This is a genomic window from Salifodinibacter halophilus (assembly GCA_012999515.1).
Taxonomy (GTDB): Bacteria; Pseudomonadota; Gammaproteobacteria; order Nevskiales; family Salinisphaeraceae; genus Salifodinibacter; species Salifodinibacter halophilus.
In genome coordinates this window covers 1-257 of record JABEEB010000411.1, presented here as the reverse complement: position 1 = coordinate 257, position 257 = coordinate 1, and the positions used below count along the sequence as shown (strand labels likewise).

Below are 257 nucleotides of genomic sequence, written 5' to 3'. Positions count from 1 at the left end.
CCGCGCCTGCCCATCCAGGCCTGCCTCACCTGAGCTTTTCCGAATCTGGCCACACCCCTGCCCGGCCCGCATCGTTCCACTCCCATCGCCCTTCGCTCACGCCGTTTGCGCGATCCTTGGCGTCCTGCGTTTCCGACCCCGGAGTCCCGCATGACCAAGGCGTCCGACCTGTTCGTCGCCGCGCTCGAAGCCGAAGGCGTGCAATACGTGTTCGGCATCCCCGGCGAAGAGAATCTCGATCTGCTCGAATCGCTTCG

The 257-nt window shown here is 65.4% G+C and carries 1 protein-coding gene; it reads left to right on the top strand.

The annotated features are described in order from the left end of the window. Window positions 1–150: 150 nt before the first annotated feature. Window positions 151–257, top strand: a 107-nt coding sequence (locus tag HKX41_12250) for a hypothetical protein (protein NNC24907.1), incomplete at its 3' end; no start/stop codon positions are given.